The organism is Metapseudomonas boanensis (assembly GCF_042232855.1).
GTDB lineage: Bacteria > Pseudomonadota > Gammaproteobacteria > Pseudomonadales > Pseudomonadaceae > Metapseudomonas > Metapseudomonas boanensis.
On sequence record NZ_CP113889.1, the window covers coordinates 3901206 to 3926694 of the forward strand.

The 25489-nt window shown below is 63.8% G+C and carries 18 protein-coding genes and 1 pseudogene; 6 read left to right on the forward strand and 13 right to left on the reverse strand.

Translation table 11 applies throughout. The features are described 5' to 3' along the window. Positions 1–89: 89 nt before the first annotated feature. The 3 genes from OXH74_RS18250 to OXH74_RS18260 all read right to left on the reverse strand — a co-directional run bounded on the left by OXH74_RS18250 (position 90) and on the right by OXH74_RS18260 (position 3409). Positions 90–1697: a carboxyl transferase domain-containing protein gene (locus tag OXH74_RS18250; protein ID WP_375738226.1), complete on the reverse strand. Its 1608-nt coding sequence runs from the start codon at positions 1695–1697 to the stop codon at positions 90–92. Between the two features lie 109 nt (positions 1698–1806). Further along, positions 1807–2970 (reverse strand): isovaleryl-CoA dehydrogenase, encoded by a 1164-nt coding sequence (locus OXH74_RS18255; protein WP_375738227.1) that lies wholly within the window; start codon positions 2968–2970, stop codon positions 1807–1809. Positions 2971–3010: 40 nt separating this feature from the next. Next, the gene (locus OXH74_RS18260; protein WP_375738228.1) at positions 3011–3409 is read right to left on the reverse strand and encodes a MerR family DNA-binding transcriptional regulator; all 399 of its coding nucleotides are present in this window, start codon (positions 3407–3409) and stop codon (positions 3011–3013) included. Positions 3410–3609: 200 nt separating this feature from the next. On the opposite strand from OXH74_RS18260, the gene OXH74_RS18265 reads away from it, so the two are divergent. The 4 genes from OXH74_RS18265 to OXH74_RS18280 all read left to right on the forward strand — a co-directional run bounded on the left by OXH74_RS18265 (position 3610) and on the right by OXH74_RS18280 (position 9366). After that, positions 3610–5514, forward strand: coding sequence for a sigma-54-dependent Fis family transcriptional regulator (locus OXH74_RS18265; RefSeq protein ID WP_375738229.1), 1905 nt, complete (start codon positions 3610–3612; stop codon positions 5512–5514). Positions 5515–5674: 160 nt separating this feature from the next. Then, complete coding sequence (locus OXH74_RS18270; protein WP_375738230.1) at positions 5675–7402, forward strand: ABC transporter ATP-binding protein; 1728 nt, start codon at positions 5675–5677, stop codon at positions 7400–7402. Further along, positions 7392–8072, forward strand: coding sequence for a peptidase S8 and S53 subtilisin kexin sedolisin (locus tag OXH74_RS18275; protein WP_375738231.1), 681 nt, complete (start codon positions 7392–7394; stop codon positions 8070–8072). Before OXH74_RS18270 ends, OXH74_RS18275 begins: the two co-directional genes overlap by 11 nt. After that, positions 8065–9366, forward strand: coding sequence for an NAD(P)/FAD-dependent oxidoreductase (locus tag OXH74_RS18280; protein ID WP_375738232.1), 1302 nt, complete (start codon positions 8065–8067; stop codon positions 9364–9366). The genes OXH74_RS18275 and OXH74_RS18280 overlap by 8 nt, the downstream gene beginning before the upstream one ends. A gap of 79 nt (positions 9367–9445) precedes the next feature. On the opposite strand, the gene ald is transcribed toward OXH74_RS18280, so the two are convergent. The 6 genes from ald to OXH74_RS18310 form a co-directional block, all read right to left on the reverse strand. Further along, positions 9446–10567, reverse strand: a complete 1122-nt coding sequence (gene ald, locus OXH74_RS18285; RefSeq protein ID WP_375738233.1) for an alanine dehydrogenase — start codon at positions 10565–10567, stop codon at positions 9446–9448. Between the two features lie 137 nt (positions 10568–10704). Next, positions 10705–11472: a slipin family protein gene (locus OXH74_RS18290; protein ID WP_375738234.1), complete on the reverse strand. Its 768-nt coding sequence runs from the start codon at positions 11470–11472 to the stop codon at positions 10705–10707. Between the two features lie 2 nt (positions 11473–11474). Next, positions 11475–12872: a nodulation protein NfeD gene (locus OXH74_RS18295; protein WP_375738235.1), complete on the reverse strand. Its 1398-nt coding sequence runs from the start codon at positions 12870–12872 to the stop codon at positions 11475–11477. A 186-nt stretch (positions 12873–13058) separates the two neighbouring features. After that, the gene (locus OXH74_RS18300) at positions 13059–14018 is read right to left on the reverse strand and encodes a homocysteine S-methyltransferase family protein (protein WP_375738236.1); all 960 of its coding nucleotides are present in this window, start codon (positions 14016–14018) and stop codon (positions 13059–13061) included. A 321-nt stretch (positions 14019–14339) separates the two neighbouring features. Continuing rightward, positions 14340–15503 (reverse strand): catalase family protein, encoded by a 1164-nt coding sequence (locus tag OXH74_RS18305; protein WP_375738237.1) that lies wholly within the window; start codon positions 15501–15503, stop codon positions 14340–14342. A 24-nt stretch (positions 15504–15527) separates the two neighbouring features. Further along, positions 15528–17402, reverse strand: coding sequence for a di-heme-cytochrome C peroxidase (locus OXH74_RS18310; protein WP_375738238.1), 1875 nt, complete (start codon positions 17400–17402; stop codon positions 15528–15530). Between the two features lie 330 nt (positions 17403–17732). On the opposite strand from OXH74_RS18310, the gene OXH74_RS18315 reads away from it, so the two are divergent. Further along, the gene (locus OXH74_RS18315) at positions 17733–19007 is read left to right on the forward strand and encodes a sigma-54-dependent transcriptional regulator (protein ID WP_375741644.1); all 1275 of its coding nucleotides are present in this window, start codon (positions 17733–17735) and stop codon (positions 19005–19007) included. A gap of 35 nt (positions 19008–19042) precedes the next feature. On the opposite strand, the gene OXH74_RS18320 is transcribed toward OXH74_RS18315, so the two are convergent. The 3 genes and pseudogenes from OXH74_RS18320 to OXH74_RS18330 all read right to left on the reverse strand — a co-directional run. Beyond that, positions 19043–19639 (reverse strand): NADPH-dependent FMN reductase, encoded by a 597-nt coding sequence (locus tag OXH74_RS18320; RefSeq protein WP_375738239.1) that lies wholly within the window; start codon positions 19637–19639, stop codon positions 19043–19045. 190 nt (positions 19640–19829) lie between these two features. Continuing rightward, positions 19830–20585 (reverse strand): methyl-accepting chemotaxis protein, encoded by a 756-nt coding sequence (locus tag OXH74_RS18325; RefSeq protein ID WP_375741645.1) that lies wholly within the window; start codon positions 20583–20585, stop codon positions 19830–19832. A gap of 102 nt (positions 20586–20687) precedes the next feature. Continuing rightward, a pseudogene (locus tag OXH74_RS18330) lies at positions 20688–21974 on the reverse strand (HAMP domain-containing protein); the annotation flags it as partial. A gap of 254 nt (positions 21975–22228) precedes the next feature. On the opposite strand from OXH74_RS18330, the gene OXH74_RS18335 reads away from it, so the two are divergent. Continuing rightward, on the forward strand, positions 22229–23548 hold the full coding sequence (locus OXH74_RS18335; RefSeq protein ID WP_375738240.1) for a Na+/H+ antiporter family protein: 1320 nt from the start codon (positions 22229–22231) through the stop codon (positions 23546–23548). Positions 23549–24012: 464 nt separating this feature from the next. Here the strand turns inward: OXH74_RS18335 and nuoN are convergent, their stop codons facing one another. Beyond that, positions 24013–25488 (reverse strand): NADH-quinone oxidoreductase subunit NuoN, encoded by a 1476-nt coding sequence (nuoN, locus tag OXH74_RS18340; protein ID WP_375738241.1) that lies wholly within the window; start codon positions 25486–25488, stop codon positions 24013–24015. Position 25489: the final 1 nt, after the last annotated feature.

Genomic DNA, 25489 nt, shown 5'->3' on the forward strand with positions numbered 1-25489 from the left:
TAGGAGCGAGCTTGCTCACGATCAACGGTGGTGCCCGGGTTCGCCAGCAAGCTGGCTCCTACGTTGGTCCCACCACTCGCAAGCAGGATTTACATGCGGAACACGCCGAAGGTGGTCCGCTCGATCGGGGCATTGAGGCTGGCGGACAGCGCCAGCCCCAGCACGTCGCGGGTTTGGGCCGGGTCGATGACGCCGTCATCCCAGAGCCGCGCACTGGAGTAGTACGGATGCCCCTGGCGCTCGTACTGCTCGAGGATCGGCTGCTTGATCTTCGCTTCTTCTTCGGCACTCAGGTTGTGGCCGGCGCGTTCGCTCTGTTCGCGCTTGACCTGGGCCAGTACGCCGGCGGCCTGCTCGGCGCCCATTACGCCGATCCGCGCGTTGGGCCACATCCACAGGAAACGCGGGTCATAGGCGCGGCCGCACATGCCGTAGTTACCGGCGCCGAAGCTGCCGCCGATGATCACGGTGAACTTCGGCACCTTGGCGCAAGCCACCGCCGTCACCAGCTTGGCACCATGCTTGGCGATGCCGCCGGCTTCGTACTTCTGGCCGACCATGAAGCCGGTGATGTTCTGCAGGAACAGCAGCGGAATGCCGCGCTGGCAGGCCAGTTCGATGAAGTGTGCACCTTTCTGCGCGGCTTCCGCGAAGAGGATGCCGTTGTTCGCCAGGATGGCGATGGGGTAGCCGTGCAGGTGAGCGAAACCGCAGACGAGGGTGGTGCCGAACAGGGCCTTGAACTCATCGAATTCGGAGTCGTCGACCAGGCGCCCGATGACTTCGCGCACGTCGAACGGCTGCTTGGCATCGGCCGGGATCACGCCGTACAGCTCTTCGGCCGGATGGCGCGGCAGGAGCGGCTCGCGGCGATTCAGTTCACCCTGCTTGCGCCAGTTGAGGTTGGCGATGCTGCGGCGGGCGAGGGCAAGAGCGTGCTCGTCGCTCTCGGCGTAGTGGTCGGCCACGCCCGAAGTCTTGCAGTGGACGTCGGCGCCTCCCAGGTCCTCGGCGCTCACCACTTCGCCGGTGGCGGCCTTCACCAGCGGCGGGCCGGCAAGGAAGATCGTGGCCTGGTTGCGCACCATGATGGTTTCGTCGCTCATGGCCGGCACGTAGGCGCCGCCTGCGGTGCAGGAGCCCATTACCACGGCGATCTGCGGGATGCCTTGGGCGCTCATGTTGGCCTGGTTGAAGAAGATGCGGCCGAAATGCTCGCGGTCGGGGAACACTTCGTCCTGGCGCGGCAGGTTGGCGCCGCCGGAGTCCACCAGGTAGATGCAGGGCAAGCGGTTCTGCTGGGCGATGGCCTGGGCGCGCAAGTGCTTCTTCACCGTCAGCGGGTAGTAGGAGCCGCCTTTCACCGTGGCGTCGTTGGCCACGATCATGCATTCCACGCCTTCCACGCGGCCGATGCCGGCAACCACGCCAGCGGCGGGAACGTCCTCGCCATAGACCTCATGGGCGGCCAGTTGGCCGATCTCCAGGAAGGGAGAGCCCGGGTCCAGCAGGCGGTTGATGCGTTCGCGCGGCAGCAGCTTGCCACGTGAGGTGTGGCGCTCCTGGGCTTTGGCGCCGCCGCCTTCGTGGATACGGCCGAGCAGCCCGTGCAGGGCCGTGACCTGTTCGAACATAGCCGCGCTGTTGCGGGCGAATTCGGGGGTGCGGGTGTTGATCTGGGTGTGCAGGATGGCCATCTGGCGCGCTCCATCGAATGTTGTGCCGCCTCTTTCCTGTAGGAGCCGGCTTGCTCGCGAAGGCTTGTTCGCGAGCAAGCTCGCTCCTACAGGGGTGCGGTGTTGGCGATCAGCGAGTCTCGTTGAACAGCTCGCGGCCGATCAGCATGCGGCGGATCTCGCTGGTGCCGGCGCCGATCTCATAGAGCTTGGCGTCGCGCAGCAGTCGGCCGGTGGGGAACTCATTGATGTAGCCGTTGCCACCAAGGATCTGGATGGCTTCCAGCGCCATCTGGGTAGCGCGCTCGGCCGTGTAGAGGATCACGCCGGCGGCGTCCTTGCGGGTGGTCTCGCCACGGTCGCAGGCCTGGGCCACGGCATAGAGGTAGGCGCGGCTGGCGGCGAGCTGGCTGTACATGTCGGCCACCTTGCCCTGGATGAACTGGAACTCGCCGATGCTCTGACCGAACTGCTTGCGGTCGTGAATGTAGGGTACGACGACGTCCATGCAGGCCTGCATGATGCCGACCGGGCCGCCAGACAGCACCACGCGCTCATAGTCCAGGCCGCTCATCAGGACTTTCACGCCACCGTTGAGCACGCCCAGGACGTTCTCTTGCGGCACTTCCACGTCGTCGAAGAACAGCTCACAGGTGTTGGAGCCGCGCATGCCCAGCTTGTCGAACTTGTTGCTGCGGGAGAAGCCTTTCCAGTCACGCTCGACGATGAACGCGGTGATACCGTGGGGGCCCTTGTCAAGGTCGGTCTTGGCGTAGATCACATAGGTGTTGGCATCCGGGCCGTTGGTGATCCAGGTCTTGCTGCCGTTGAGGACGAAGCGGTCGCCCTTCTTGTCGGCGCGCAGCTTCATGGAGACCACGTCGGAGCCGGCATTCGGCTCGCTCATGGCCAGGGCGCCGACATGCTCGCCGCTGACCAGCTTGGGCAGGTACTTGGCCTTCTGTTCGGCATTGCCATTGCGCTTGATCTGGTTGACGCAGAGGTTGGAGTGGGCACCGTATGAGAGGGCGACCGAGGCCGAGCCACGGCTGATCTCTTCCATGGCGATCACGTGGGCCAGATAGCCGAGGCCAGAGCCGCCGTACTCTTCTTCAACGGTGACGCCGAGCAGGCCCATGTCGCCGAACTTGCGCCACATGTCCATGGGAAACGCGTTTTCCTGGTCGATTTCGGCGGCGCGTGGCGCCAGCTCGGCGGCGACGAAGGCTTGTACCTGCTCGCGCAGCATGTCGATGGTGTCGCCGAGGGCGAAGTTCAGGCTCGAGTAAGTCATGGTTCCACCTGTGCTTGTCATTGTTTGGGGAAGGAAGAAATCAGGCGTTGACGCCTTGTTTCTGCTTGGTTTCGGCGAGGGCAGCGAGGCAACGCTCCTCGGCGGTATCCAGTTCCAGCTGCATCTGCTGGATGTCCAGCAGTTGCTGTTCGAGTTGGGCGCGGCGCGCGGCGATCTTGCCCATGAAGGTCTCCAGCTGCTTGCGATTGCCGCTGCTGGGATCGTAGAGGTCGATCAGCTCCTTGCACTCGGCCAGGGAGAAACCGATGCGCTTGCCGCGCAGGATCAGCTTGAGGGCCACCAGGTCCTTCGGGCTGTAGATGCGCTCCTGGCCACGGCGCTCGGGGCTGAGCATGCCTTGCTCTTCATAGAAGCGGATGGCGCGGGTGGTCACATCCAGTTCGCGGGCCAGGTCGGAAATGCTGTAGGTCGTGGACATGGTCAGGGCTCATAGCTGTGTTTACCTTTACGTTAACGTAAACCTGTGCCAACCTGACTGTCAACTCCGCCGCATCAGACTCCCGCAGGTGCCAGCAGTGGCTTGTTACTCGTCTGCTGTGGGTCTCCGCTCTTTACGGACGAGGGCGGCAGGTGTAGACATTCAGGGCGTGCGACGACCCAGGCGCGCTGGAGCGAGAGATGGCGCAAGACATACGAATAACAATGGCAGCCGACCCCCTTCACGAATCCCGGCAGGCTCGATTGAAGCTGCTCAATGAGGGTGAGTTGCCCCAGGGCATGCTGCGCGAGGAAATCGACGCTTCGTGGCGGCGCAGCCTCGGCTACGGGCTGAACTGCCTTGAGGGCGAGCAGATTGGCCTGCAGCAGGACCCGGACCTGCAACTGTTGCTGGCGAGCAACCGCCTGCTGATCGATGCTGCGACCCCGGAGCTCGAATACCTGGTCAGCCAGCAGGGCAAGGGTGGGCTGGTGATCCTCGGCGACGCACAGGCCAACGTGCTGGCGGTCGAGGGCCAGACCGAACACCTCAATACCTTTGGTCTGCGCGACCTCAAGCCCGGCACTTGCTGGAGCGAATCCCTGCGCGGCACCAATGCCATTGGCACTGCCGTGGTGGAAGGGCGTCCGACCCTGATCAATTGCGGTGAGCATTACCTGGATCGGCTCAGCCGCTTTTCCTGCACCTCGGTGCCGATCAAAGACCCGCAGGGACGAGTCATCGGCGTCCTCGACCTGACCCGTGACGGCGTCATGGCCCAGCCCCAGGACAACCTGGCAACGCTGATGCTCGCCGCCAGCAACATCGAGAGTCGTCTGTTCGCACTGTGCTATCCCGACGATCTGGTGCTGGCTTTCCATCACCGCCCTCAATACCTCGGCTCTGCCTGGCACGGGTTGCTGGCGCTGAGCCTCGATGGCGAGGTGGTGGCGGCCAACGAGCAGGCCTGCTGCCTGTTGCAGGTGTCGCGCCAGGTGCTGGTTGGGCGTCGTAGCAGCGACCTGCTGGGCAGCCGATCCCCGCAGTTCATGGCGCGCTTGATGCAGGGCGGCGTGAGCAGTGTGCAGACCGCCAAGGGCGAGTTTTTTTTCCGTGCTTTACAGGTGCCTCGTCATACCAGCATCGGTGGCACTGTCTCGGCATCCAAGACTTCTGCGGCCAAGCCACAGGTGCTGGAGGAGCTGGCCGGCCGTGACAGCCGTTTTGCCCGGTCCCTGCGCATGGCGCGGCAGGGCCTGGCCGGCGATCTGCCGGTGCTGCTGCTGGGCGAGACCGGCACCGGCAAGGAAGTCGTGGCACGCGCCCTGCACCAGGCCAGTGCGCGGGCTGACAAGCCCTTCGTGGCGGTCAACTGTGCGGCGATTCCTGAGGGGTTGATCGAGTCCGAGCTCTTTGGCTATCGCGAGGGGGCCTTCACAGGCTCGCGCAAGGGCGGCATGGTCGGCCGGTTGATGCAGGCCCACGGCGGCACATTGTTCCTCGATGAAATTGGCGATATGCCGCTCAGCCTCCAGGCGCGCCTGCTGCGTGTATTGCAGGAGCGCAAAGTGGCACCACTAGGTGCCGGGGAAGAGCAGGAGATCGACGTGGCGGTGATCTGCGCCACCCACCGCGACCTCAAACGATTGGTCCAGGAAAAACACTTCCGCGAAGACCTTTACTACCGCGTCAACGGCGTCAGCCTGCGCCTACCGGCCCTGCGCGAACGCGAGGACCTGGCGGCCATGATCAACGGCGTGCTGGACAAGCTCGGCGCGGCCCAGGTCACCCTCGACAAGGACCTGACCGAGTTGCTGTCGGGCTACGACTGGCCAGGCAACATCCGTCAGTTGGAGATGGTCCTGCGTTCGGCGCTTGCCATGCGCGAGGATGGCGAGACCGTGCTGGGCCTCGACCATCTCACCGACAGCCTGCTGGACGAACTGACCGCCAGCTGCCGCCAGCCCGGTAGCATCCGCGAGAACGAGCTGGAGCTGATCCGCAGCTCGCTGGAGCGGCACCAGGGCAATGTCTCGGCGGCGGCCGACTCCCTCGGCATCAGCCGCGCCACCCTTTACCGCAAGCTGAAGCAGCTGCGCGGATGAGTCGGCCGTGTTGCCAATGTGGGGCGGGTGCCCTGTGGGGGCGAATTCATTCGCCAAGCAGACCGCAGGTCTGCCCTGCAAGGCTCAAGGGGGCTGCGTTGCAGCCCATAGCGAATGAATTCGCCCCCACAATGAACCTGCAATCCCTGGCCATTACCCGATGACCCGCTTCTTCCTCAAACTTGTCGAAACCAGCGACCCCGAACTGCTGCGCCGGGCCATGGAGTGGCTCTACGGCTTCGTGCGTCCGCACCTGCGAGCCATCCTGTTACTACTCGGCCTCTCCTTCGGCGCCTCCCTGCTGGTACTGGCGCAACCCTGGCTGACCAAGACTCTGATCGACGATGGCCTCCTGGCCAAGGACTTCGGCAAGTTGGTGCAGGTGGCCATGGCGATGATCGCAGTCGGCATCCTTGGGACTGTGCTCTCTGGCATTAACCGCTACCTGCACACGCGGCTTTCCGGGCGCATCCTGTTTGCCCTGCGTGACGACCTGTATCGGCATCTGCAACAGCTTTCGCCGGCCTTCTACGGCCGCCGACGCATCGGTGACTTGTTATCGCGGCTGGATGGTGACGTCGCGGAGATCCAGCGCTTCGCCGTCGACTCGCTGTTCTCGGCGGTTTCCAGCGTCATCGGCCTGATCGGTGCGGTGACCCTGATGCTGCTGCTGTCCTGGCAGTTGTCGTTGCTGCTGGCGCTGCTGATTCCCATCGAAGTCCTCTGGCTGCGCTGGATGCGGCGCAAAGTGGAGCGCGAGGTGCGCAGCCTGCGCGAACGCTCGGCGGACGTGTCATCCTTCCTGGTCGAGACGCTCCCGGCGATGAAATTCATCCAGGCGGCCGGCCAGCAACAACGTGAATCCCGCCGCCTGGAGCACTTGGGCCAGGGGTATATGAGCCAGCTGCTGAAGCTGCAGGTCACCGAATTCTTCACCCATGCGGTGCCCGGCACACTCACGTCGCTGTCCCGCGCCTGTGCCTTCCTCATAGGCGGCTACTGGGTAGTGCAGGGCACCTGGCAGCTTGGCGCGCTGATTGCGTTCTCCACCTACCTCGGGATGGCCGTGGGGCCGGTGCAGAGTCTGCTCGGGCTCTACGTCGCCCTGCAACGCATGACGGTGAGCCTTGGACGGGTAATGGAACTGCAACAGGAGCCGGTGCCGGTGCGCCAGCCCGATTCGCCACGCTCGATGCCCGACGGCCCAGGCGAGCTGCGTCTGGAAGCGGTGCACTTTGCCCATGACCAACGCAACGAGGCGGTATTGCGTGGCGTCGATGCCGGCATTCCCGGCGGCTTGAAGGTGGCCATCAGCGGCGCTTCAGGTGTTGGCAAGTCGACCCTTATCGATCTGCTGCAACGGTTCTACGACCCGGACGAAGGCCGCATCCTGCTGGACGGCATCGACCTGCGGGAGCTGGACCTGCAGGCCCTGCGCCGGCGCATTGCCGTGGTCAGCCAGGACATCGTGCTGTTTCGCGGCAGTCTCGCGGACAATCTGGCTTACGCCGCACCGGATGCCAGCCGCGAGGCCCTGGAGCAGGTGGCTCGCCTGGCGCGGCTCGACAGTCTGATCGAATCACTGCCCCAGGGCCTGGACAGTCAGCTCGGCGAGCGCGGCCAGCAGCTTTCCGGGGGGCAGAAACAGCGCATCGCCATTGCCCGCGCGCTCCTGCAAGACCCGCTGATCCTGGTGCTGGACGAAGCTACCTCGGCAGTCGACGAAGCCACCGAACGAGAGGTGATTGCAGCCATCGACCAGCTGTTTGCTGGGCGCACGCGCATCCTCATAAGCCACCGCCCTTCGACCCTGGCGCAGGCCGACCTGGAGCTGCGTCTGGAGAATGGCCTGCTGCGGCAATTGGAGGTTGAGCATCATGACCGCTGAATTGCGTGTTGGCATCATCGACAGCGGATACGCGCCGGGCCAGGCCAATCAGGTGCTGGCGGCGAGGCGCTTCTGGTTATCGGAGGACGGGCTTGCCGATGGCGAGGCATTGCCGGATGCGCTGGGGCACGGCAGTGCGATCCTCGATACCTTGACCCGCCAGGCGGGGCCACTGGAGCTGTATGTCGCCCAGGTGTTCGGCGACCGTTGGCAGACGAGCCCACTACAGATCGCTGGCGCCTTGCACTGGTTGATCGAGCAGGATGTGGCGTTGGTCAATCTTAGCCTCGGCTTGCGCAACGACCGACCCGTGCTGCGCGAAGCCTGTGCCCTGGCGCAGGTCGCCGGCATCCTGCTCTGCGCTTCCAGCCCGGCCCAGGGCGAGCCGGTTTATCCGGCCAGCTACCCTGGCGTGATCCGTGTGACGGGCGATGCGCGCTGTGCGGCAGGGCAATGGTCCTGGCTGAACAGCCCGCAGGCAGACTTTGGTGCGCCGGTTGCAGCCGTCAACGGCGTGGCGGGTGCCAGCGTGGGTTGTGCGGCGCTCTGCGGGATGATCGCCGGTAACCTTCAACGGCATCCGGGCGCCGGGCGGGATGCGGTGCTGGCCTGGCTGCGGGATGGCGCCGCCTTTGTCGGCCCAGAGCGGAGAGGGCGGCCCGATGACTGAGCTGTCGATTGCCGTGCTTGGCGCGGGTCCAGCTGGAGCTGCCGTCGCCCTGGGCTTGCGTCGTCTGGGTTACCAAACCTGTGTTGTCAGCGAGTGGCGACGCTTCGCTGCGGTGGAAGGCGTTTCCCAGCGTGTGCTGGACGGGCTGCGCCAGGCCGGATTGGAAAGGGCCCTGGCCAGCGCCGACGCACCGACGCCGCGAAAGGTGTTGTGGAATGGCGACGGTCAATCGATCAACCAGGAATGCCTGCTCGATCGTCCGCGCTTCGACGCGGCGATTCGCGAAGACTTGTACGCCGCAGGGGTGACCGTGATCGAGGCGCGGGTGCTGCGGGTGGAGAGCAGTGCCGGCGGGCACCTGATCCACCTCGACTCCGGGGAGCCGCTCAGGGCGGATTTCCTGGTCGAGGCGCGCGGCCGCCAGGCACCACTGGCCGGTGGCCGGCTGCGCGGGCCGGAAACCTTGAGCCTGCTGAACCAGTGGCAAGAGTCGCCGGGTCAGCCCGGTTCAGCTGTGGAGAGCCTGGCTGATGGCTGGTCGTGGATGGCACGTCTGGCTGATGGCCGCTGCTATTGGCAGGTCACCCTGGACGCCAACAGGAGCGAACTGCCGGCCAAGGATGAACTGGCTGCCTATTGCGCCAGGCGTCGCGGCGACTCGTCGCTGGTGCGCGGGCTGTTCGGTGACGTGGCCTTGCAGCCCGCCAGCCTGCATGCACGCAGCAGCACGGCCATCTTGCTCCATGAAGCCGGTGGCCCGAACTGGCTGCGCGTGGGGGATGCGGCGATGGCGGTGGACCCACTGTCCGGCAATGGCATCTTCCAGTCGCTGTCGTCGGCCCTGCAAGCACCGGCGGTGATCAACACCCTGCTGCAATGCCCGGAGCGCGCGGACCTGGCGCAGCGTTTCCACCAGCAACGGGTGGAACAGCTGTTCCTGCGCTTTGCTCGCACCGGGCGGGATTTCTATGCCATGGAACAGCGTTGGCCGGAGCAGCCCTTCTGGCGCGACAGGCGTCAGTGGCCGGATGCTGAGCCGCTGCATACGCCACCAGACTTCAGCCAGGTGCGGGTCGAGCGCTTGCCGGTGATTCGCGGTGACCTGATCGACGAGGCCGAGGTGGTGGTGACGGCGGACCAGCCGCTGGGCATCTGGCACCTGCAAGGCATCGAGCTGGCGCCCATTGTACGAAGCGCGCTGCGTGGGGAGCTTGAGCCAGTGCTCGTGGCTCTGCCGGTCGAGCAGCGGCGGATGGTGCAGGGGTGGTTGCTGGGGCAGGGCTACCGGCCCTGAGTGGGCATAAAAATGACCACAACACAAACATGGGCCGCGGGCACCTGCCGTGTTGTGGTCACCGGAGCCTCGACGGCTCCTAAAGTTGCTTCACCATCTCATCGAGGTGAACGAATTCCATATGGTGGGCGGCGGCAACGCTGGCGTTGGTCAGTCGCCCTTTGGCCACGTTGAGACCATGGCGCAGATGCAGGTCGTCCTCCAGTGCCTTGCGCGTACCCTTGTGGGCGAGGGCGATGACGAAGGGCAGCGTGGCGTTATTCAGGGCCAGCGTCGAGGTGCGTGCCACGGCGCCGGGCATGTTCGCCACGCAGTAATGCACGACGTCGTCGATGATGTAGATCGGGTCGGCATGAGTGGTGGCACGGGAGGTTTCCGCGCATCCGCCCTGGTCGATGGCGACATCCACCAGGACAGCACCCTCCTGCATCCTGGCAACCATTTCGGCGGTGATCAGTTTGGGCGCGGCCGCGCCGGGGATGAGCACGCCGCCGATCACCAAGTCCGCCGCCAGCACCTGCTCGCGCACGGCGCTATGGGTGGAGTAGAGCGTGGTGATGCGATTGCCGTATTGCGCGTCCAGACGCCGCAGCGCGTCGACACTCTTGTCCAGCACCGTGACGTCGGCACCCAGGCCGACGGCCATCGCCAATGCGTGGGTACCCACGACCCCGCCGCCGAGCACCACTACCTTGCCAGGGGCTACGCCCGGCACACCGCCGAGCAGGACGCCGCGACCACCTCGGGCCTTCTCAAGGCAGTTGGCGCCGGCCTGGATCGACATGCGTCCGGCCACTTCCGACATGGGCGCCAGCAATGGCAAGCGCCCATGGCTGTCGGTTACGGTCTCGTAGGCGATGCAGGTGGCGCCGGAGGCCAGCAGCTCATCGGTTTGCGGCCGATCGGGTGCAAGATGGAGGTAGGTGAAGAGGGTCTGGTCCGGCCGCAGGCGCGCGCGCTCCTGGGTCAGCGGCTCCTTCACCTTGACGATCAGTTGGGCGCCTTCGAAGACGTCTCCGGCGCTGGCAGCGATAGATGCGCCAGCGGCCCGGTAGTCCTCGTCGCTGAAACCAATGGCCGCGCCGGCCTTGGTTTCCACCAGGACTTCATGTCCCAGCCGGGTCAGCTCGGCCACTGACTGGGGTGTCAGGCCTACCCGGTATTCATGGTTCTTGATTTCCTTTGGCACTCCGACTCGCATTGCAACCTCCCGGGTTGTTTCGCGCTGCCCTGTCTTCAGTGTAGGAAGCCACTCGCTCCGACCCCGCCGAATAGCAGGGCATTTTCAGGGGAAATCCCTGAAAACCTAGGGAAAAGTAGTGGCCTGAGTCATTCGTTTCAGCCTTTTTCGCCTCGTGCTGATCCCTCGCTCATCCCACCAAGCAGGTCCACCGGCAGTGGGAAGACGATGGTGTTGGTCTTGTCGTTGGCGATAGCGTTCAGGGTCTGCATGTAGCGCAATTGCATGGCGCCGGGCTGGCGGCCGAGCATTTCCGCGGCCTGCATCAGCTTCTCGGAGGCCTGCAGCTCACCTTCGGCATGGATCACCTTGGCCCGCCGCTCGCGCTCGGCCTCGGCTTGGCGGGCGATGGCGCGGACCATGGTCTCGTTGAGGTCGACGTGCTTGATCTCCACGTTGGAGACCTTGATGCCCCAGGCATCGGTCTGGGCATCGAGTGCCTGCTGGATGTCGGCATTGAGGCGTTCGCGTTCGGCCAGCATCTCGTCCAGCTCATGCTTGCCCAGCACCGAGCGCAGGGTGGTCTGGGACAGCTGGCTGGTAGCCATGAGGAAGTTCTCCACCTGGATGATTGCCCGTTGCGGGTCTATGACGCGGAAGTAGACCACCGCGTTGACCTTCACCGAGACGTTGTCGCGGGAGATCACATCCTGCGGCGGCACGTCCAGGACCACGGTGCGCAAATCCACCCGGACCATCTGTTGGATCGCCGGGATGATCAGCACCAGGCCCGGGCCCTTGACCCTCCAGAAGCGGCCGAGCTGAAACACCACGCCGCGCTCGTATTCGCGCAGGACACGGATCGCCGATGCTGCCAGCACGATGATCAGGAACAGGACAATGGAGAAACTGATAGGAAAGCCCATGTTTACGCTCCTTTTGGCGGACTGTCGTCCGCCTCTACGTCCAGCAGCAAGCCCTTGCGAGCGACGACCCGTACCCGTTGCCCGGCTCGTAGTGGCGCCGAGCTGCGCACCTGCCAGCGCTCACCTTGCAGCTGCACCCAACCGCCGTGTGGGTCGCTTGTCTCGAGGTCGAGCAGGATGGTCGCACTGCCGACGAGCCCCGCGTCGCCGCTGACTACGGCCTGGCGCCTGGACTTCAGCGCCATGCCGATGATGGCGAAGATGAGCACCGCGCTGGCCAGTGCGATAGTGACGATCACGGGCAGGGGGATGCCGAAGCCGGGTACCTCGGTGTCGATCAGGATCACGGCACCGACGACGAAGGCGGCAATGCCACCAAAACCGATCACGCCGAAGCTGGGCATGAAGGCCTCCGCGGCCATGAACAGAATGCCCAGCAGGATCAGGGCGATGCCGGCGAAGTTCACCGGTAGCAGTTGCAGGGCGTAGAGCGCGAGGATCAGGCAGATGCCGCCGATCACGCCGCCGACCCCGGAGCCGGGGTTGGAGAACTCGAAGATCAAGCCGTAGACACCGATCATCATCAGGATCAACGCCACGCTCGGGTTGGTGATGACTGCCAGCAATTGCGCGCGCCAGTCCGGCTCGCGCTGGATCAGTGGTGCACCGGCAGTGGTCAGCTTGAGCTGCTGTCCGGCAACCACCACGGTCTTGCCGTCCAGCTGACGCAACAGATCGTTGACGTCGTTGGCCAGGTAGTCCACCACTTTCTGCTTCATGGCATCGCTGGATGACAGGCTTACCGATTCGCGCACGGCACGCTCGGCCCATTCGGCGTTGCGCCCGCGCATTTGCGCCAGGCCACGGATGTAGGCGGCGGCATCATTTACCTGTTTGCGCGTCAGCGTCTCCTGATTGCCCGCAGGCGCAGCCTGCTCGCCCTTGTCCTCCTTGTCCTCCTTGCCTGCCTCGTCCTGCTTGCGCGGTTTGTCTGGCTCCGGCTGGCCGGGCATGCCGCCAATCTGCACCGGGGTGGCGGCGCCGAGGTTGGTTCCGGGTGCCATGGCAGCGATATGACTGGCGTAGAGGATGTAGGTGCCGGCACTCGCCGCCCTGGCGCCACTGGGGGCAACGAAGCTGGCCACTGGCACCGGGCTGGCCAGGATCGCCTTGATGATGCTGCGCATCGATGTGTCGAGGCCTCCGGGGGTATCGATCTGCACCACCACCAGCTGTGCCTTGTCCTCCTCCGCGCGTTCGATGCCACGGGTGAGGTAGTCAGCCGTTGCCGGACCTATTGCACCGTCGACCGTCAGCACGGTCACGCTACCGTCAGCCAGCAGCACGCACGGCAGCAGCGAGGCCAGCAGCAGGAGCCTGCGGATCAACCGGCGGATCATGGGGGGGACCTCCACCTGGGCGCTGTTTACCTACAGCATAGTTGAGGGCTTTGGTCGGATTTATGCGAGGGCGGCTCGTTCGCTGCAGGGGCAAATTCATTCGCCAAGGACTGCGCAGCAGCCCCTCAATCTTGAAGGCCAGGCCGATGTGGCCTGCTTGGCGAATGAATTCGCCCCCATTCGGAGCTACAAGACTGCCCTGAACAATGGCTTGCACACCTTGGCGATCTGTTCGACGTGCCGGTGGTCGGTCCCGCAGCAGCCGCCCATGACATTGAGGTTCGGCAAGCACTGGCGCAGCTGTGCATACAGGGAGGCCAGCTCCTCGGGGTCGCCGCTGTCCAGCGTGGTGGCTTCGTTCAGCTCGGCGTGGCTCTTGCGCGAGGCATTGGCGCGCAGGCCATGTATCCGGCTGACCCATGGGGCGCCGGCTTCGAGCACATGGGCAAAGTGGCTCGGGTGAGCACAGTTGATCATGTAGTAGGCGGGGTAGCCGACTGTTTCGGCATCGACCTGCTCGATCGCATCGCGTAGGGGCTGACCGGTCGGCAGGTTGCCATCGGTTTCCACGGTAAAGGAAATCGCCACCGGCATTCCGGCCTCACGGGCCGCCAGTGCAATGCCCAGCGCCTCGTCCACGTAGTTCATGGTGATTGCGGTCACCATGTCGGCAGCGGTGTCGGCGAAGATACCGACTTGCTCGCTGTGGTAGCGCTCGGCCTGGTGTGCATCCATGGCCTTGTCAGGGACGTAGCCATCGCCACGGGGGCCGATGCAGCCGCTGATGACCACGGGGGTGCGCCCACTCTCGACCTCGGCGCGCAGCTCTTCCAGCAGCACGATCGCCTGGCGGTTTATCTCGGCCAAGCCCTGGGGGGTGAAGCCGAGATGGTTGGCCCAGTCCGGATTGGCCCGCCAGGTGGCGCTCTCGAGGATCAGGCCGGTGCCATAGTGGCTGGCGATGTCGCAGTACGCGCGGTAGTACTTGCGCAGGGCGGTTTGGCCATCAGGGTAATTGAGCAGGACGAATGCAGCGAAGTCGGGGAGGGCGATGCCTTCATGGAAGACCAGGGTGGTTTCGATGCCGCCGTCGGTGAGAAACAGTTCATTCTCCATCTGCGGCAAGGCACTTCGATACTGAGCCATGGTGATGACTCCGGGACCTGTGGACGTTCGCTGTCCGAAACAGGCTTCGGGTCGAAGGTGATGCGGACAGCCTGAGTGGCCTCGGGCGGGTTCCGCATTGGGACGGGCTTGGCCCGGGGCCGCGTAGGGGCTTGCGTGTTGCCCGTACGCAAGAGGAAAGGCTAGCACCGGTGGCAGGGGGCTCTTGCGTTGGCTGATGGATGGGCGGCCCTTTACCTGAAGAGGAGAAATGCTTTGGCGGGGATTGCTTGCGGGCTCGGGTCGATGCGGAACCAGTAGCTATCGCTCAGAACCATCAGTCTCGCGTCACCCCTCTCCGTTTCAGGGAGAGGGGCTGGGGGAGAGAGCGGTACCCGCTTCGTTACGCTCATGCCGATATGCACTGACTGCCTCGTACACCGCCTTGCGTAAGCGATTGATGCCGCCGATGGGGCGATGCTCGGGCAAGCCGTGCCAAGGGTTGAACGACAGGTTGTCGCAGAAGAGGTTCTGCTCGCGACTGTCGAAGTCCTGGGCGGGCACCCTGATGCTGGCAACGGTCACGAAGGGGGAGATCTCCTCGTCCCACTCGACGCTGGTGTCTTCGATGGGCATGTAGTAGGCAGGGTTCTGCTTCTGTACCTGGAGGGCGAAGCATGCCGGCACGCGGTCCAGCGAGAGCTGTTGGTAGAGCGCGCTGCGCAGGAAGTTGGGCAGGGCCGTGTTCTGCTCCGGGCGCTCGTAGGGCGGGCAGCTCTGCGGGTCCGGTATGACACGGTACTTGATGTTGGCCTCGCCCAGCTTGTACGGGGAGATGGAGCTGTAGGTGGTATTCACCGGGCTGTCCGGCGCCGGTGCCAGGGTTTTCAGGGCGATGAACAAGTGGCGGACCTCCCAGGTGCGCGGGTCCAGGCTCGGGAAAAAGGCGCCGACCTTGTTGCCGTTGGCCTGGGCGGCGAAGTTCTGCCGGTATTCGGCCACATCGCGAACGAAGAACACCGGGTGGTTGAACATCACGAAGTCCTGTTCGCCTTGGCGCGCGGGGTTGCGCATCAGCTTCTCGCCGGGCACGTCGAGCAGCTTGATGGCCATGCCCCTAGCGTCACGGACACGGTCGAACTGCGGGTAGGCGTTGCCGTTGGACAGGCGCATCCAGGCTTGCCAGGTCTTACCTGGCTCGCTGAAAACGCCTGCGCGCAGATCGTTGTTAATGTCTGGCAGGACCGTCACTTCCGCCTGCACGCAGCCATGGGCCTTGGCGTGGGCATCACGCAGCACGCGCGTGTTATCGCGGTGCTGTTCGACGATACGGACGGCATCTTCGATGATGGCCTCGGTGTAACGCGCCTCGGCAGCAGGAATTTCCTCTTCGGTCGCCACCGGACCGGAGAACTTCCATCCGTAATAGGCTTCGCCCATGCTCCAGCCAAGCAGCCCAACCGCCAGGATGAGCAGGAGCAGTTTGCCGAGCGCGCCACCGAGCCAAAGCCAGAAACGTTTGAGCATGTGGTTTTCCTTGTTATGGGAGCGTCAGCCTTCGCAGCTCGGGCCTGGGTTCCAGGGCTTGGGTTGGACGGGGCTCAACTGGCTTTCCAATGTCGGGTTGCCCAGCACCTTGAGGTACTCGATCAGGGCGAGGCGTTCGTCCGGCGGCAGAAAGCGTCCAATCACGCCGCCCTTGCGGCAGCCGTCGCGGAACTCATGACCCTGGTTGCCGTTACCGACAATGGAGGTATCGAGCAGGAAGCTACCGGGAAAGGCATCGGTTCTGAAGCCGACGAATTTGGGGTCGTACTCGAAGCTGCCGACATGGAACTGCTTGGCTCGCTCTGAGACCGGTGACAGCACCTGGAACAGTGTGGGAACGGAGCCGTTATGCAGGAAGGGCGGAGTAGCCCAGATGCCATCCAGGGGGCGGGCTTTGTACCCGCGCTTCTCCTGCACGCCAATCGGGAGGCCGAAGCCGTCCAGGCGGGCACGTTCTTCACCGCTGATGCCGGCCTGCTTGTAGGCCTGGTTTTCGACGAATGCGGTGATGTAAGCGAGACCCTTGGCACTGGAGATGTTGTTGAAATCCACTTGGTCCGAACTCGATCCAATCAGTTTGACGTCCAGCCTGGCCAACTGCTCCTGGGTCCAGCCGAGCTTGCTGATGTCGTAGCGGTGGTCGGCAATATTGTCGGCGGCGGTGGGGTCAGTGCCCACGATGTCGGTGGGTACGATCCGCAGGTGCCACTCGGGGCTGCGACCGGGCGCAAGACGCTGTTCTGGCGGTACGGCGTTGACAGCGTGGCAGTAGGCGCAATTCTCGGTGAAGAGTGCGCGTCCTTTGCTGGCCAGGGACATGTCCACCTTGCCGAATACCGATTCCGGCCAGGCGGGTGGGGCCAGTTGCTTGAGGGTTTCCTCCAAGGTGTGGAGGTCACGCACGCGGACGCTGGAAGCATAGCGGTCGGCCTCGGGTACCGGGCCGCCATTGGTTTGGAACAGGCGCAGGGTAGCGCCAACGCCCAAGGCTTCGCCGATGTTGCGGGCCATGGGCTGCATGGCTGAGCCGTTCCATTGGACCCAGTCGAATTTCCAGATATCCCACAGGTGCGGGTAACTGACCGGGGCATTGGCGACGCGATAGTTGTCGGGGCTGATGGCGTCGCCATAGACACTGTTGGCGATGCGGCCGAAGGCGTCGGTGCGGCCGAAGCCCTCTTCGGTCGGGTAGAGGCCCCGGTGGGTGTCGTTCCACGCGGTTCCAAGCAGGCGGTCGAGTACGCGCTTGAAGTCGCTGCGCAGTTGCTTCTTGCCCTTGGGGTACTGCTCGCCCAGCACCTGCTCGGCGAATCGATTGAACTTCAACGGGTTGTAGTAGGTGAAGGCCATGCTCATGCCCAGGGCCTGGCCGAAGCTGCCTCCGCGTAGCGTCGGCACGGTGGAGGCGAGGGAGTGCAGGGCTGCGCCGCCGTCGATTCGCACGGCCTGGCCGTTATAGCGAAGCTCGCCGGTATGACACGCTGAGCACGTGATATCGAGAAACTGCTCCCCGGTTTCTGTGTTCTGGTGCCGGGTGAGGCCTACGGGCAGGTTGCCAGGATTTTGCGCGGAGGCCTTCTGCTGAGGGTCGATGAGGAAGCCGAATCGGGCGAGGTACTCCGGCCGGGCGAACTTGTCGCGGGAGAACGGCAGCTCGAGGGCGGTGAACCAGTCGTAACGCAGACCTTTAACCTGGGTGCCCTGCGGGGTGTAGTAAAAGGCCTGGCGTTCGCTCTCGCTCCACTGGCCCAGGTAGTGCAACTTCTTCGGCGCCTGGAAGTCGGGTAGGTTTGGATTGGCGACGTAATAGAGGACGACGCCCAGGCCGGCAAGAAGCGCCAGCACCAACAGTGTCAGTCCACGGCGTAGGACACGCATGGAGTACTTCCTTGTTACTTTGAAATTTGGCCTACGTTATGCCAATCGTGTCGGATGTTGGCAAGTTGCTATTACCCCGTGGCCCGTACTGCTGTGATGGTAACCGGCGCTGAGCTGTGAATGCGACGGGCGCCGAGACAGGCGATTTCGAGGCGGAGCCGGGCGGCGATTCAGCCTCTCCGGGGCAAAGTTCGAAGCGAGATTGGTCTTATAGAGAAACGTTCCATAGCGGCCGGACGTTCTTGCTAGCGTTACAGAAACCGGCTTCAAACTGTTGTTTTTATTGGAGAAGCAACTTATTGACGTCAAGGATCGAACACCTTGGAAGATCTGGCATCCGTACCGCACCGCATTCTCCTGGTGGACCCTTGTGATCAATGCAGGGCGATGGTGCCGCGCTTGCAGGATGCCGGCTGGCTGGTTACCAGTCAGACCCTTGATCAGGTCCCGGCTGCAACCTACGACCTCGGTCTCTTGCGGCTACGCGCACAACATCTGTTGCATCCAGAAGCCATCAAGCAGCTGATCAGTCAGAGCGGTACAGAATGGATTGCCCTGGTCGCCCCGGATTGCCTGGCGGTGCCAGGCCTGGATGAGTTCGTCAGCGAGTGGTTCTTCGACACGCTACCGCTGCCCACAGACCTGCCCCGTTTGCGCAACCTGCTCGGTCGGGCCTTCGGGATTGCTCGTCTGCGCGGGATAGGTAGCCATCAGGGGAATGAGCACGAACTGCTGGGGCAAAGCCGACCGCTACGCGATCTGCGCAAACAACTCGGACGTCTTGGCCCGGTTGACAAGCCTGTGTTGATCGTAGGCGAGAGCGGCACCGGCAAGGAGTTGGTGGCGCGCACCCTGCATCGGATGTCTCGACGGGTCGCAGGCCCCTTCATTGGCTTCAACTGCGGTGTGTTTGCTGAGCCTGAAACCTGCGCTGTGCTGTTCGGGTATCAAGGCAAGCTCGAGTCTGCCAATGGGGGCTCGCTCTTTCTCGAAGCCATCCATGAGCTGCCGCTAGAGCTGCAGAAGCGCCTCCTGGAGTGCCTGCGCAACAAAGTGCTGTACCACGCCGATGGTGGCGTGCTGCCCTTGGATATACGGTTACTGGCCTCGACCAGCGAGGATCTGATGAGTTGTGAGCAGCGGGGGACCTTCGACCCAGGACTGCGACAATGGCTGGAGTCCAGTCGGCTGCTGGTGACCCCGCTGCGCAAACGGCAGGGGGACATTGCCCTGCTTGCGACCTATTTTGTGGAGCTCTATAGCGTCGAGGCGGGGCGTCGAGCCAGTCATTTCAGTGAAGAAGCCCTGGCGGCGATGGCGCGGCACCGTTGGCCGGGCAATGTGCGCGAACTGGCCAGCCGGGTGCGGCGTGGCTATGCGCTGGCAGAGAGCGGCACCATCGAGCCGGAGGACCTCGGTCTGCAGCACTCGGCCGGCGATGGCGTCCACCTCAGCACCTTGGAAGACTACAAGCGGCGAGCAGAGTACCAGGCCCTGTGTGATGCCCTGGCGCATTACAGCAACAACCTCAGCCATGCGGCACGGGCGTTGGGGGTGTCGCGTCCGACCTTTTATCGACTGTTGCACAAGCATCAGTTGTTGTAAGGGAGGGAGAGGCGGCACACCTCGCCCCCGGAGGCTCACATCCCGTTGGTGAACGCGGGGATGCTCATGTCGATCGCCTCACGCACAGGTTTGAGCGCGACGGCGTAGCGGGCCAGAATGTCCAGGCCGTAGTCCAGGCGGGCGCGGATGCGTTGGTCGTCTTCGCTGATCGCGTCGGCACCGTTCAGTACCTTCTCTACGCCGCGAACGATCAGGTGCTCCGGCAGGTAGCAGAGGCGGCAGTTCTTGTAGCTGGAGGCCCGCAGTTCGGCAATCGGGTAGCTGCCGCCGATTCCGGAGGAAACACCCACCAGCAGACCCGGTTTGTGACCCAACTCGGCCTTGCTCGCATAGATGAAGAAATTCTTGATGGCCGGGCAGGCCATGCCGTTCCATTCGGGGGCGATGATGACGACGGCATCAGCCGCTTGCAGCAGCTGCTTGTACTCGGCCCAGGGGCCCGTGTCGTCGGCCGGCCACAAGGGCAGTGGTCCCTGGCCAAGGTCGATGACAGTGCAGGAGCTGGGACTAGCCAGGTCGAGATCGAGCAGACGTTCGCGGGTGAAACGGGCAACCTTGCCCGACTGGCTGTTGTCGCGGCTGGAGCCAGCGACCAGGACAATATTCAGCATCTTGGAGTTTCCTTGCTAAGACGGTGGGCAGGCTAGCTGGGGCGGGGCGGTGGGGCAAGTATGTTGATCCCACGGCGCCGACCTTCCCTCGCCCCTGACCCCTCTCCCAGGGGTAGAGGGGGCGGGGGCGAGGGAGCTGGTCATTGGCTCGGCTTTCCAGGCGTCGCGAATGATTTCGCTCCCGCCGGGATTACACCCGGAACTGATCCATCAGCCCCTGCTGGTGGTTGGCCAGGCGGTTCAGCGCCTGGCTCACCTGTGCCGATTCCTCGGCCTGGCCGGAGAGCGATTCGGTGACGTCGCGGATCGCCGCCACGTTGCGATTGATCTCCTCGGCCACGGCGCTCTGCTCTTCGGCGGCGCTGGCGATCTGCAGGTTCATGTCGGTGATCACAGTCACCGCCTCGCCGATGCGCTGCAGCGCGGCCACCGCCTGTTCCACCTGCTCGACGCTGCCCTGGGCCTGGCGGTGGCTGCTGTGCATCGAACCCACGACTTCGCGGGTGCCGTGCTGCAGGCCTTCGATTACCTGGCGGATCTCCTCCACTGAGTCCTGGGTGCGCTTGGCCAGGTTGCGCACCTCATCGGCCACCACCGCGAAGCCGCGTCCGGCCTCGCCAGCGCGGGCGGCTTCGATGGCGGCGTTGAGCGCTAGCAGGTTGGTCTGCTCGGCGATGGCTCGGATCACTTCCAGCACCGAGCCGATCTGCTCGCTGCTGGTTGCCAGATTCTGCACCTCGTCCATCGCCGCGCTCATTTCGCTGGCCAGTTGCTCGATGGCGCTGGTGGTCCTGCCGATCACGCCGAGGCCCTCGCGGGTGGCGTGGTCGGCACCTCGGGCGGCTTCCGCGGCTTGGGCGGCGCTGCGGGCAACGTCCTGGGCGGTGGCACTCATCTCGTTGGACGCGGTGGCCACCTGGTCCACTTCGCGGTATTGCTGCTGCATCCCGGAGCTGGTCTGACTGGCAATGGCGGCGGATTGGTCGGCGGTACCGCGGGCGTCCTGCACCGTGCGTTTCACATCTGCGATCACCGGTTGCAGCTTGTCGAGGAAGCGGTTGAACCAGCCAGCCAGTTCGCCCAATTCGTCCTGGCGGACATAGTCGAGGCGGCGGGTCAGGTCGCCTTCGCCGGTGGCGATGTCTTTTAACATGGCAGCGACCTTGAGGATAGGCCGGGTCACGCCGCGCGCGGTCAGCCCGATCAGCAGCAGGCCAGCGATGGCAGCCACCAGGCCAAGCAGCAGGCTGACCAGGTTTCCAGCGTGGTTCTGCTGGTTGAGTTGGCTCTTCAACTCCAGGGCAGGCCCGAGCAGCACTTGCTCCGGTACTTCGAGCAGGACGCTCCAGGGCACGGCTGTGGGGATGGGTTTGAAGGGGTGCATCACGCGCAGCATGCCAGCGTCATGGAGTTCGGCACTCTTGCCCGCGGAGAGGTGCGTGCCCAGTTCGCTGGCGTGCTGGCCAAAGGCTTTGTCCAGCTTGGCGCTGAGCAGGCTGGCATCGCGGCTGTGACCGGCGAGCAGGCCCGCTGGGCTGATGATGCTGACATGACCGCTGCCATCGAATAGCTCCTTGTTACCGGCAAGGCTGAGCTGTTGCAGGCTGGTGAGGCTGATATCCAGTCCCATGACGCCGACCACCTTGCCGTTCAAGTGGAGCGGGAAGGCAATACTGGTCATTAGCGTCTGCTGGCCGCTGACGTTGTCGAAATAGGGGTCGAGCACGCAGGCGTCGCCGGTCTTGAGCGGGCAGGTGTACCAGGTGTTGTAGGGGGATCCGCTGGCGCCGATGCTGGTGTCGGCCAGCATCTCTTCGGTGATCGCCTCCGATTCCAGCTTGCCGGGGCTGGGTTGGGCCCAGTACAGGGCGAAGCGGCCCTTGTCGTTACTGCCCAGCTCGGCTTGGTCGACGAAGAGTTCGTCCTTACCGTCGAGGGCGTTGGGTTCGAACACCAGATATAGGCCAAGGATATCCGGGTTGGCTTCCAGGCTGGTGCGAACCTGACGGCTAAGGTCTTCGCGCAGGTCGAAGGCGTCGAGAAAGCGCTTTTCTGCCTGCTCCTTCAGGAACAGCACCTGCCTTGAGAACCCCTTGCCGTATTGATAGTTGTCCATGAAGTAGCGCTGGACGCGCATGGCCTGCAACTCGGCGCGGGCCTGCAAGCGGAGACGGGCGCTGTTGTCGAGCATCTGGCTGCTGGCAGCGTTGACCAGATCGGCACTGCGCTTGGACTGGAATATCGAGACACCGACCAGCAGCGTCACGATAGCGAGCAGGCAAAGACCGGCAAGCAGAGTGATCTTCCACTGGATGGACAGGCGACTGAACGGCATGGGGGTTCCTTATTGTTCGTCGGACTTCTAGCCCGCTATCGGCGAGCCCCCGGGTTTCTTGACCCGATCAGGGGCGTTTCCGACAACAGGCTCCGCACGGAATGCACGGAGGCGCAATTTGCAGGCAAGAATTATGCACAGTCCGCTCAATATTCCGCACGGATTTTGACAGGCCCTGTCTCTTTCGGCAGAGTACGCCCCCTTTTTTTGCAGCAAGGCCACGGCTGGTGTGGCGTACAGCCTCAGGAGGCGGAATGAACGCGGTAGTTGCGGCGGTGGGGATCATGCTGATTCTCAGCTTGTGCCGAGTGCATGTGGTGGTGGCGCTGATCGTCGGCGCATTGACGGGGGGGCTGGTGGGAGGGCTCGGTATCGAGGGTTCACTGGCAGCCTTCAACAAAGGACTTGGCGGCGGCGCTACCGTGGCGCTTTCGTACGCGTTGCTGGGGGCTTTTGCAGTCGCCATCGCCCGCTCCGGTCTGGCGCATGCGCTTGCCGATAAGGCTTTGGCACTGGTCGGACGGCAGGAGGTCAATGGCAGTGGCGCCCTGAAATGGGTGTTGGTTGCGCTGTTGCTGTGCGTGGCGGTGTCGTCGCAGAACATCCTGCCGATCCACATTGCCTTCATCCCGCTGCTGGTCCCGCCGTTGCTCTATGTGCTTACCCGGCTGCAGATCGATCGCAGGCTGATCGCCTGCGTGATCACCTTCGGCCTGATCACGCCTTATATGTTCCTGCCGGTGGGTTTCGGCAACATTTTCCTCAACGAGATCCTGCTGGGCAATGTGACGAAAAGTGGCGCAGACGTTACCGGTGTGAATGTCACCGAGGCCATGTTGATACCGGCTGCCGGGATGGTCGTCGGCCTGCTGATTGCGGTGTTCGTCAGCTACCGCAAGAAGCGCGTTTATGACTTGGAGAAGATCGCCCAGGCCGAACAAGTGCGCGTCAGCTACAACGCGTTGAGTCTGGTAGTAGCTGGTGTGGCGATCCTGGCTGCGTTCGTCGTGCAGTTGTGGCTGGACTCGATGATCATCGGTGCGCTACTCGGCTTCGTGATCTTCTCGGTGTCTGGCGTGGTGCGCTGGAGGGAGGCCGATGACCTGTTCACCGAGGGCATGAAGATGATGGCCATGATTGGTTTCATCATGATCGCCGCAGCCGGCTTTGCCGAGGTGATGCGCGAGACCGGACAGGTCCGGACACTAGTGGAAGCTTCTGCAGGGTGGATCGGTCACAGCAAGGCGATTGGAGCGCTGCTGATGTTGCTGGTGGGCCTGCTGGTGACCATGGGCATCGGCTCCTCCTTTTCCACAGTGCCGATCATCGCCGCGATTTTTGTACCGCTATGTCTTCAGCTGGGTTTCAGCCCGTTGGCCATCGTCAGCATTGTTGGCACCGCCGGCGCCCTGGGCGATGCAGGTTCGCCAGCCTCTGACTCGACCCTGGGGCCAACCTCGGGCCTGAACGTTGACGGTCAACACAACCATATCTGGGACACCGTGGTACCCACCTTTCTGCATTACAACCTGCCGCTGCTGGCCTTCGGCTGGGGGGCTGCCATGGTTCTCTAAGCCCCGGAACTCGTGGAGTTCACTTGAGTAACGCGACCTTCGCACTGCGTAAGCTTCGAGCGGGGTTGTCGATAGATCGGTAACCCGCTCTGCAGCATATGCATCGCTACATGCATATCGCACGGGGTGCGGTGCAAGCGAGATATTACGCTTGCGCCCAAGGGGGTCTGGCCAGCCGTGATCAGGTCATTGCCGACCAGGCCAACCGGTTGGCACTCAACGCCGCCAGCGAAGCTGGTCTGCCACGGTGCTGAGACGGCTGCCAGTCTTTCGCGGCCGGCGGCGGGCCGGATGGTGCGACGGTTCAGGGCCTGAGGTCCGGCATTTTCGCTTACTCCCCTGGGCGCTCTCTCTTTCATGGATAGGGCGGGGGAAGGTAGGGGAGTCTTTCTACCGCAATAACCCCTTTCAACTCCCACAAAAAACCCGGCACAAGGCCGGGTTCTTTGGTTCTGGCAGTTGGCTCAGTTAGCCAGGGCCACCAGGCCGGAGTGCTGCACCAGATCCAGCAGAGGCTGCGGGTAGACGCCGAGGAAGAAGGCCAGCAGAGCCACGAACAGCAGCATGATGCCGCCGGCGCGCTGGGCCCAGTGCATGTCGGCATCGTGACGGCGCAGGTTCGGCTCGACCAGGAACAACGTGACCATGACGCGCAGGTAGTAGAACACGCCGATCGCGCTGCCCAGGACCATGGCGCCGAGCAGCCACCAGAGACCGGACTCGACGCCCGCGGCGATCACGAAGAACTTGCCGATGAAGCCAGCAGTCAGCGGAATACCGGCCAGCGACAACATCATCACGGTCATTACGGCGGTCAGGTACGGGCGGCGCCAGAACAGGCCGCGGTACTCGTACAGCGCATCGCAATCACGACCGCTGTAAGGCGTGGACATCAGGGTCACCACGCCGAAGGCGCCGAGGCTGGTCAGGACGTAGGTGGCCAGGTAAACGCCGATGGCTTCCACGGCCAGGCCCTTGCTCGCGATCAGCGCCACCAGCAGGTAGCCGAAGTGGGCGATCGAGGAGTAGCCGAGCAGACGCTTGATGTTGTTCTGCACCAGGGCCAGCAGGTTACCGAACAGGATCGATGCGATAGCAATGACGGTCAGCAGTTCGTTCAGCCAGCCGCCGGCGGTAGCCGGGGAAAGCTGGTACAGGCGCAGCAGTACGGCGAACACTGCAACCTTGCTGGCGGTGGCGAGGAAGGCCGCAACAGGTGCCGGGGCACCTTCGTACACATCCGGAGTCCAGAGATGGAAGGGCACCAGGGACAGTTTGAAGGCGAGGCCGACCAGCATCATGCCGATGCCCAGTTGCGACAGCACGCTCGGCGCGCTGGTGGCCGCCAGGTGGGTGCCGATGCCGCTGAAGCTCATGCTGCCGGCATCCGCGTACAGCAGCGCCATGCCGAACAACAGGAAGGCAGAGCCTGCAGCCGAGAGCACCATGTACTTGATGCCGGCTTCCAGCGAGCGCCGATTGAAGAAGGCATACGCCACCAGACCGTAGACCGGCACCGAGAGAAGTTCCAGGCCGATGAACAGGCCGACCAGGTTCTGCGCGGTGACCAGTACCAGGCCGCCGGCGGCGGCCAGTAGGATCAGCAGGTACATTTCCTCGCGGTTGCCCGGATAACCCTTGCCCGACTCACCGCCCAGATAGGCGTGGGTCAGCGTGACGCAGGCGAGGGTAGCCGCCAGCACCAGGGCCATGTAGTAGCAGCCGAAGGTGTCGACCATCAGCAGCGGGGTGACTTCCATCGGGACGACCTTGAGGGTCGGCAGGATGGACAGCAGGGCCAGGTTGAGACCGATGACCGAGAGGCCGAAGGTCCAGGAGTGGTGGCGCTTCCAGGCGATGGCCAGCATGACCACGACGATCGTGGCGCAGGTGACCAGCAGCGGCAGCAGGGCGATGAAGTGTTGAGTCGTGAATTCCATA

Bases quoted from the DNA above. Each gene is read 5' to 3' on its own strand.
- OXH74_RS18250 (WP_375738226.1), bottom strand. From the start codon at position 1,697: ATGGCCATCCTGCACACCCAGATCAACACCCGCACCCCCGAATTCGCC.
- OXH74_RS18255 (WP_375738227.1), bottom strand. From the start codon at position 2,970: ATGACTTACTCGAGCCTGAACTTCGCCCTCGGCGACACCATCGACATG.
- OXH74_RS18260 (WP_375738228.1), bottom strand. From the start codon at position 3,409: ATGTCCACGACCTACAGCATTTCCGACCTGGCCCGCGAACTGGATGTG.
- OXH74_RS18265 (WP_375738229.1), top strand. From the start codon at position 3,610: ATGGCGCAAGACATACGAATAACAATGGCAGCCGACCCCCTTCACGAA.
- OXH74_RS18270 (WP_375738230.1), top strand. From the start codon at position 5,675: ATGACCCGCTTCTTCCTCAAACTTGTCGAAACCAGCGACCCCGAACTG.
- OXH74_RS18275 (WP_375738231.1), top strand. From the start codon at position 7,392: ATGACCGCTGAATTGCGTGTTGGCATCATCGACAGCGGATACGCGCCG.
- OXH74_RS18280 (WP_375738232.1), top strand. From the start codon at position 8,065: ATGACTGAGCTGTCGATTGCCGTGCTTGGCGCGGGTCCAGCTGGAGCT.
- ald (WP_375738233.1), bottom strand. From the start codon at position 10,567: ATGCGAGTCGGAGTGCCAAAGGAAATCAAGAACCATGAATACCGGGTA.
- OXH74_RS18290 (WP_375738234.1), bottom strand. From the start codon at position 11,472: ATGGGCTTTCCTATCAGTTTCTCCATTGTCCTGTTCCTGATCATCGTG.
- OXH74_RS18295 (WP_375738235.1), bottom strand. From the start codon at position 12,872: ATGATCCGCCGGTTGATCCGCAGGCTCCTGCTGCTGGCCTCGCTGCTG.
- OXH74_RS18300 (WP_375738236.1), bottom strand. From the start codon at position 14,018: ATGGCTCAGTATCGAAGTGCCTTGCCGCAGATGGAGAATGAACTGTTT.
- OXH74_RS18305 (WP_375738237.1), bottom strand. From the start codon at position 15,503: ATGCTCAAACGTTTCTGGCTTTGGCTCGGTGGCGCGCTCGGCAAACTG.
- OXH74_RS18310 (WP_375738238.1), bottom strand. From the start codon at position 17,402: ATGCGTGTCCTACGCCGTGGACTGACACTGTTGGTGCTGGCGCTTCTT.
- OXH74_RS18320 (WP_375738239.1), bottom strand. From the start codon at position 19,639: ATGCTGAATATTGTCCTGGTCGCTGGCTCCAGCCGCGACAACAGCCAG.
- OXH74_RS18325 (WP_375741645.1), bottom strand. From the start codon at position 20,585: ATGCAGCAGCAATACCGCGAAGTGGACCAGGTGGCCACCGCGTCCAAC.
- OXH74_RS18335 (WP_375738240.1), top strand. From the start codon at position 22,229: ATGAACGCGGTAGTTGCGGCGGTGGGGATCATGCTGATTCTCAGCTTG.
- nuoN (WP_375738241.1), bottom strand. From the start codon at position 25,488: ATGGAATTCACGACTCAACACTTCATCGCCCTGCTGCCGCTGCTGGTC.